This is a genomic window from Helicobacter sp. CLO-3 (assembly GCF_001854545.1).
GTDB lineage: Bacteria > Campylobacterota > Campylobacteria > Campylobacterales > Helicobacteraceae > Helicobacter_B.
Genome location: NZ_MLQN01000061.1, coordinates 1 through 4,922, shown reverse-complemented (window position 1 = coordinate 4,922; position 4,922 = coordinate 1). Strand labels below are relative to the sequence as shown.

The window sequence follows — 4,922 nt, the reverse complement described above, 5'->3', positions numbered from 1 at the left end:
CAACACAACCAGCGCCAGCAATGCAACCAGCGCGAGCGCAAGCGACACAAGCGCAAACACCGACACCCCCAAAACCATAGCCGAGACCACGCCAGCCGACAGCACGAGCGGCCAAAACACAAGCGCAAACAGCACAAGCGATTCTGACCTCGAGAAACGCGAGCTAGCAAAGCAAGTCGTATCAGCGACCGGCTTCGCCCAAGAGTTGCGCGACGCGCCAGCCTCCATATCCATAGTCACTGGCAAAGAGCTCCAAGAGCGCCCAGTGCGCGACATCGCCGAGGCAGTTAGCCTGCTCCCGGGTGTCAGCATCGATACCGGAGCTACCAGCTTTGGCGGCTATTCTATCTCCATAAGAGGTATGCCCTCCAGCTACACGCTACTTCTCGTAGATAGCAAAAGGCAAGACGCCTCAAGCGAAGCCTTCCCCAATGTTAGCTTTTCCCAAGCCGCCTTTATGCCGCCACTTGCCGCGATAGATCGCATCGAAGTCATCCGCGGCCCAGCCTCCACGATATATGGGAGCGATGCGATAGGCGGCGTGGTAAATGTCATCACCAAAAGAAGCTTTGACAAATGGGCTTCCAATATCTTGCTAAACACCACCTTGCAAGAAGAAAATATTTTCGGGCACTCTGTAGGTGTGTCTGCCTACACAGCAGGACCAATCGACAAAGCCAAAAAATGGTCCGTGCAACTCCGCGCCAAAGATACGCACCAATTCCAATCAGGAAGCACTGATATATCGGGCGTGCCGACAAATCCCACCAATCCAAATGCAGCAATGCCAACCATAGCCTCTGCCTCCATAATAGGTGCCGGACAAAATAACCAATACCAAGCAGGTGCGCGCATAGGCTACGAGATGAGCGAGAAAAATTATCTCTATGTGGATTATAGTCATTTTGGCTCTTGGTATGATCCAACCATTTTTGAAAACTCTGTGTTTAACAGAAACAACGCCATAGTCCGCCACCAAGGGCGCTATGGCGCAAATGGCACCATCCGCACCGACACCAGCATCCAATACAATGCCAATCATAACGCCTCACGCAAACGCCTAGCGCAAGATGTGATACTAGAGCATCGCACCAGCCTTCCATTTTGGCGTATGAAGCTAAATGTCGGCGGGCAATACATCTACAATAGCGTAGCAGCGCAGTATGGCACGGTGTTTGGCGGGGATGTGGGGAATTTTATGGATCGCCACACTTACGCGCTCTATCTTGATGACCAGTGGGCTATCGTAGATAGCTTACTGCTAAATGTCGGCGTGCGCCTAAATATGGACTCAAACTTTGGGTTTAACGCCTCCCCTCGCGCATATCTCGTGTGGAATGCGCTAGAAGGAAGCGCGATAGGCGACCTCACCTTTAAAGGCGGTATCTCTACTGGATATATACTACCCACACTTACGCAAATAGCGCCCGGCTGGGGATCTAGCACCGGACAAGGCGCGATAAGGGTGTTTGGTAATCCAGACTTGAAGCCAGAATCTAGCACCAACTACGAGCTATCTGTGATGCATGAGACAGACTATACGCAAGTGTCGCTTACTGGATTTTTCACGCAATTTTATGACAAAATCACTAGTATGACTGTAGCGGTAAATGGACAAATGCCAGCAGGGTTCATTTGTAATGCAACATCAAATCCAAATAGACCGACTATAAGTCCAAGCTGTCAATACAGCTATAATGTTGATACCGCTCAAAGCTATGGCATAGAAGTGTATGGGCAGATTAAGCCATTTAGCGTGGGTATAGGTGAGCTAGGGCTAAACGCTTCATATACTTGGAATAGGAGTCGCTCGACTTCTGGCGCTACCAATGGTATGCCGCTGGCAAACATCCCAGAGCATTCGCTAAATGGCGCGATAAACTACACTTGGAATAATCTAGGCGTATATGTGCGAGGCGAGTTTAAGGCACGACAAATGAGGACAAATGTGCTAGGCAGGACTGTCACACAAGCAGGACTTGATACTTGGAAGCGTAACAACCCGGGCAGAAGCGAGTTTTATGAGCCTTATTTCTTGCTGCATTTGGGCGCAAACTACCAAATCACCAAAACCCTGCGCGCAAACTTTGGGATATATAACTTGCTAAATCATAATTTTGTGGATTATTATGTCTCATATACCAATGCCGCGCAGACAGCAGGCACGCTATACAACAACTACGCCTCTATATATGAAGGACGCAGATACTACATAGCGCTAAGTATGGATTTCTAGGCAAGGATCGCTTTTGACGCAAGGCTTTGCTTTCTAGGCAAGGCTTGGATTTTCTCTAGGCCTTGTTTTAGGCAAGACTTGGTTTTTCTCGAGGCTTTGCGCTTTGGCTAGGTTTTTGTTTTCTAGCGCAAAGATTTTGCCTTTCAGCAAAGACTTTGCTAGTTCTTTGCTTTTTTGGCAAGGCTTGGATTTTCTTGAGACCTTGTTTTAAGCAAGACTTGGTTTTTCTCAAGGCTTTGCGCTTTGGCTAGGTTTTTGTTTTTTGTCAAGACTTTGTTTTTCGAGTCTTGAGGCTAAATTTAGACAGAATTTTTTCAAGGCTTAAGACTAAAATCTAGGCTCTGATTTTAGGCAAAACTTGGATTGTTAGGCAATCTTTTGTTTTTTGTCCGAGTTTTTGCCAAGCCTTTGTTTTCTAGTCAAACCTTCTGGCTAACCCTCCGCGCGGATTTTTAATCCCCGCGCGATAGGGTAGATTTCCAAACAAATTCTAATCCCAGCACAACTTAGATTCTAGGATTTTCAACATATCGACAGATTCTAATCCTTGCAAACTTTAGGCTAGATTCTCTAGCCTAGACTTTCTGGCCCACATATACTTTCTTTCTATCATTACGAGCCGCACTTATGCGGCGCAGCAATCTATAAACGCAACCAAATCTTTAATCCCCGCAACAGAATCTAAATTTGCTAGATTTTGCTAAAAACCAAAAATCTATTTTTGCTATATTTATAGATTGCTTCGTCGCTTCGCTCCTCGCAATGACGGCAGAATTCAAAATCCTTGGATTCTAGCATGCTAAATCGGTGCTCCACAGATTCTCAAGCGCCTTAGATTCTCGTATCATCCCAAAATCGCGTGCTTATCGCGCAAATATCCGCGCAAGATTTGGCGACTTTTGCGGCGTGGCTTAATCTGCTTTTAAATAATTTTAAGGCAAAATTCTGCCCTAAATTTCAAAACAAGGAATATCATAATGGCAAATCACAAGTCCGCACAGAAGCGAATCCGACAGACAGAAACCCGCACTGAACGCAATCGCTACTATCGAACTAGAATCAAAAATATCACCAAAGCGCTCCGAGAAAGCATCGCCAACAAAGACTTGCCAAAGGCGCAAGAAGCGTTTAAAGTCGCCAACAAAGAGCTGCATAAATTTGTAAGCAAAGGCATCCTAAAGAAAAACACCGCGGCGCGCAAAGTGAGCCGCCTAAACGCCGCGCTAAAAAAGCTAGCACTAGGTGCTTAAACCGCCCGCCAAACACTAACCAAGCAAAAATATGCTTACTTCTAAGCTGCTGCCTATCATCGCGCGCTATGATGAGATTAGCGCGCTGCTACTTGACCCGACTATCACGCAGGATATCAAGCGCCTTACCGAGCTTAGCAAAGAACAGAGCGGCATCCAAGAGATCGCGGATTCTGCGCGCGCATACCTTGACATCCTAGAATCTATCAAAGAAAACAAATCGCTCCTAGAGGACAAAGAGCTGGGCGAGCTTGCCAAAGAGGAGCTCAAATCCCTAGAATCCCAAAAAGCAAGCCTAGAAGAGGCGATAAAGATTCTACTAATCCCAAAAGATCCAAATGACAGCAAAAACATCTACCTAGAGCTGCGCGCGGGCACGGGCGGCGATGAGGCGGGGATTTTCGTGGGCGATTTGTTTAAGGCGTATTGTCGATACGCGGATTTGCAGGGCTGGAAAGTAGAGATCATCAGCTCTAGCGAAAATGATGTGGGCGGATATCGCGAGATGATAGCACTCATCAAGGGCAGTGGCGCGTATTCTAGGCTGAAGTTTGAGGGCGGCACGCACCGCGTCCAGCGCGTCCCACAGACCGAGTCGCAAGGCAGAATCCACACAAGCGCCATCACTGTGGCTATCATGCCAGAAGTCGATGATGTCGAGGTGAATATCAATCCTAGCGATTTGCGTATCGAGGTTTTCCGCGCGGGCGGGCATGGCGGGCAGTGCGTGAATACGACGGATTCTGCGGTGCGCATCACGCATATCCCAAGCGGCATCAGCGTGTCGATGCAGGATGAAAAATCCCAGCACAAAAACAAAGACAAGGCGATGAAAATCCTGAAAGCCAGAATCTATGAAGCCGAGCTAGAAGCCAAACAAGCAGAAAACTCACAAGCGCGCAAAGACCAAGTAGGCAGCGGCGATCGCAGCGAGCGCATCCGCACTTACAACTACCCGCAAAACCGATTGACCGATCACCGCATAGGGCTCACGCTCTATAGCCTTGAAGAAATCATGCTCTCTGGCAATCTTGATGCTATCATCGACCCGCTTATCGCGCACGCACAAAGCGAAGCCATGGGCGCGGAAGCCGCAGGGTAGGCATTTATCAGGCTTGGATAAATATAATCATAGGTTTTTTGTATTTATAATGTCAAAAAATAAGGAGTGCAAATGGATCAGGCTAGCAACATAAAGAATAATGCAAAAATATTAGACAGCGCAATTAATGCAGCTTCTTCTGGGGGGGGGGGGTGGGGACAAAAAACCTTATAAAAAACCTCCTAGAGGGTGGGTCTTTAACACATATGTAGCCGTGCAGACCCCCCCTCGCCGATACGCGCCGGGCCGCGTGCCCTGTGTTACGCGAATGTCTGCAGTACTTCGTGAGCCGGAGCTGTGTGGGTGCAGGGAGGATCTGTCGTCTTTGACGGTG

4 protein-coding genes are annotated in these 4,922 nt (G+C 48.1%); 3 read left to right on the top strand and 1 reads right to left on the bottom strand.

Features of this window, described 5'->3' with window-relative positions; genetic code table 11:
• On the top strand, positions 1 to 2,236 hold a 2,236-nt coding region (locus BKN38_RS09930), incomplete at its 5' end, for a TonB-dependent receptor domain-containing protein (protein WP_070957823.1).
• Between the two features lie 690 nt (positions 2,237 to 2,926).
• Here BKN38_RS09930 and BKN38_RS12135 read toward each other — a convergent pair.
• Positions 2,927 to 3,052 carry a hypothetical protein gene (locus BKN38_RS12135; RefSeq protein ID WP_256325592.1) on the bottom strand — a complete coding sequence of 42 codons (126 nt, stop codon included), beginning with the start codon at positions 3,050 to 3,052 and terminating at the stop codon, positions 2,927 to 2,929.
• A gap of 161 nt (positions 3,053 to 3,213) precedes the next feature.
• On the opposite strand from BKN38_RS12135, the gene rpsT reads away from it, so the two are divergent.
• A complete protein-coding gene (rpsT, locus tag BKN38_RS09925; protein WP_066457707.1) occupies positions 3,214 to 3,486 on the top strand; it encodes a 30S ribosomal protein S20 in 273 nt (90 codons plus the stop codon).
• A gap of 31 nt (positions 3,487 to 3,517) precedes the next feature.
• Positions 3,518 to 4,588 (top strand): peptide chain release factor 1, encoded by a 1,071-nt coding sequence (prfA, locus tag BKN38_RS09920; RefSeq protein WP_066457704.1) that lies wholly within the window; start codon positions 3,518 to 3,520, stop codon positions 4,586 to 4,588.
• Positions 4,589 to 4,922 lie beyond the last annotated feature (334 nt).

Excerpts from the sequence above, each read along its gene's own strand:
- rpsT (WP_066457707.1), top strand. The coding sequence starts at position 3,214 with ATGGCAAATCACAAGTCCGCACAGAAGCGAATCCGACAGACAGAAACC.
- prfA (WP_066457704.1), top strand. The coding sequence starts at position 3,518 with ATGCTTACTTCTAAGCTGCTGCCTATCATCGCGCGCTATGATGAGATT.